This is a genomic window from Streptomyces sp. SM1, assembly GCF_002910825.1.
GTDB classification, from domain to species: Bacteria; Actinomycetota; Actinomycetes; order Streptomycetales; family Streptomycetaceae; genus Streptomyces; species Streptomyces okerensis.
The window spans coordinates 1-2,820 of the sequence record NZ_NEUB01000003.1; the positions used below are offsets into that span (position 1 = coordinate 1).

Below are 2,820 nucleotides of genomic sequence, written 5' to 3' on the forward strand. Positions count from 1 at the left end.
CCCGCGAGAACGGCGAACGCGAGGGCGGTCCTCCTGGCGTTCGCCGTACTCCCACGCCGCAGCCGCACGGGCCCTCCTGTAGGTGCTCGGGCCGGCCGGCCGGCCGCATGACCGACCGGCCGTGTCCATTCCGTTACCGGGGAACCCCGAGCCCACCATTCCTGCGGTGAACGTGTCAATAAGAGTGGACGTTGTGGCGCGTTTGTCCCACTGTGGAGGGAGAGGAGGGGAAGAGAATGTGAGCAGGAGCACGTTCAAGGACTTTGTGCGTCTGGCATCGAGTCCGCTGGGTAGGGCTGCGGGATAACCCGCACGACCCGCACCCGCACGCCCGCGTGATCCGCGTACCGTGCTCGACGAGGAGATCATCTGTGACCGCACCGGCATACGTTCCTTCCCCGGCCCTGTCCAAACCCACGGCGGAGCACTCCGCCGACGACTTCGACTTCTGCATCTTCAGCGCGGAAGGCCCCTGCACCGAGCTCCCGCTGACCAGCGAACCCCCGCTGCCCGACGCCGAGCCCCTCACCAGCGAACCGCCCCTCGCCGAAGCGGCCCCCCTGACCAGCGAGTCCGACGCCTTCATGGACTCCTCGGACGCCTCCGGTCTCGACTCCTTCCCGGCCCAGTACCGCCCGGAGCCCTAAGGTGACCGCGCCACGGCCGGCCGAGCCCCCTTCCGAGGAACTGTTCCGGCTCGCCGCGCTGCACGGCGTCGCCACCTCCTACAGCCCCTCGCCGGACCGTACCGTCGCGGCCTCGGCCACCGCCGTCACCCTCGCGCTGGCCGCCCTCGGCGTGGACGCGGCGACCCCGGACGCCGTCCGCACCGCCCTCACCGCCCGCGAACACGCACTCGGCGAACGGCTGCTGCCGCCCACCGTGGTCGGCTGGGGCACCGGCACCCCGGCCGCTCTCGCCGCACTCCCCGAGGCCACCCGGCTGAGCATCCGCACCGAACAGGGCGAGACCCGCGGCTCGGCCGACCGCCTCCCGCCCGGCGTGCACGCCCTGACCGCCACCACCCCGGACGGCCGCACCGCCCACGCCCACCTGATCGTCGCCCCGGCCGGACTGCCCGCGCCCCCCGCACGCTCCTGCGGCCTCCTGGTCCAGCTCTACTCCCTGCTCTCCCGCCGCTCCTGGGGCATGGGCGACCTCGCCGACCTGGGCGAACTCGCCGGCTGGGCCGGGCGCACCCTCGGCGCCGGATTCGTCCAGGTCAACCCCCTGCACGCGGCCGTCCCCGGCCCCCCGGCCGACCCCTCCCCCTACCGCCCCTCCTCCCGCCGCTTCCCCGACCCCGTCCACCTGCGCGTCGAGGACGTCCCCGAGTTCGCGTACGCCGGGGACCGCGACCGTGTGCGCACCCTGCTGGAGCGCGCGGGAGAGCTGCGCGGGGCGGTGCTGGAGAAGGGCGCGCTGATCGACCGGGACGCCGTGTGGGAGGCCAAGCGGGAGGCGCTGGAACTGGCGCACGAGGTCCCGCTGGGCCCCGGCCGCCGCGCCGCCTACGCCGACTTCCTCGCCGGCCAGGGCCAGGCCCTGGAGGACCACGCCACCTGGTACGCCCTCGCCGAGGTCCACGGCGCCGACTGGCACCGCTGGCCCGCCGCCCTGCGCGACCCCCGGTCGACCGAGACCGCCCGCGCCCGTCGCGAACTGGCGGACCGCGTCGACTTCCACTCCCGCCTCGTCTGGCTCACCGACGCCCAGCTCACCGCCGCCCAGCGCACGGCGCGCGAGGCCGGGATGCCGGTCGGGATCGTCCACGACCTCGCCGTCGGCGTACACCCCGCCGGCGCCGACGCCTGGGCGCAGCAGGAGTACTTCGCGGCCGGCATGTCCGTCGGCGCGCCCCCGGACGCCTTCAACGCGCGCGGCCAGGACTGGGGGCTGCCGCCCTGGCGCCCCGACCGCCTCGCCGACTCCGGATACGCCCCCTTCCGCGCCCTGCTCCGGGCCCTGTTCCGGTACGCGGGCGCGCTGCGCATCGACCACGTCATGGGCCTGTTCCGGCTCTGGTGGGTCCCCGAGGGGCATCCGCCCACCGAGGGCACCTACGTCCGCTACGACGCCGAGGCGATGCTCGCCGTGCTCGTCCTGGAGGCGTCCCGCGCCGGAGCGGTGGTGATCGGCGAGGACCTGGGGACCGTCGAACCGGGAGTGCGCGAGGCACTGCGCGAACGCGGGGTGTACGGCACGTCGGTGCTGTGGTTCGAGCGGGACTGGGAGGGCGACCGCCGCCCGCTGCCGCCGGACGCCTGGCGCGCGGACTGCCTGGCGACGGCCACCACCCACGACCTGCCGCCCACGGCCGCCCGGCTGAGCGGTGAGCACGTGGAGCTCCGGGACAGCCTCGGACTGCTGACGCGGCCCCTGGAGGAGGAGCGGGCGGAGGCGGCGGCGGACGTGGCGGAGTGGCGGGAGCTGCTGCGGCGGCTGGGGCTCCTGCGGGATCCGGACTCCTCGCAGGAGGCGGAGATCCAGGCCGTCCACCGGTACCTGCTGCGGACCCCGGCGCACATGATCGGCGTATGGCTGCCGGACGGCGTCGGCGACCGCCGCCCGCAGAACCTGCCGGGAACCTGGGACCAGTACCCGAACTGGCGACTCCCCGTCGCGGACACGACCGGCCGCCCGGTCACACTGGAAGAACTCGCGGCCTCCCCCCGCCTGTGCGCCCTGATGGCCGCACTACGGGAGTGAGAAGCCCACCTCCGCTCCGCGGGCAGTCGTGCCGCCTTCCGCCGCCCTCCGCCGCCCTCCGCCGCCCTCCGCGGGCAGTCGTGCCGCAGGGCGGCACGGGTGGGCGCGACG

At 75.1% G+C, this 2,820-nt stretch carries 2 protein-coding genes; both read left to right on the top strand.

From position 1 onward, the window contains the following. The first annotated feature begins 371 nt into the window (after positions 1-371). On the top strand, positions 372-647 hold the full coding sequence (locus B9S61_RS00025) for a hypothetical protein (protein WP_103540320.1): 276 nt from the start codon (positions 372-374) through the stop codon (positions 645-647). Position 648: 1 nt separating this feature from the next. Then, complete coding sequence (malQ, locus tag B9S61_RS00030; RefSeq protein WP_103540321.1) at positions 649-2,709, top strand: 4-alpha-glucanotransferase; 2,061 nt, start codon at positions 649-651, stop codon at positions 2,707-2,709. Positions 2,710-2,820 lie beyond the last annotated feature (111 nt).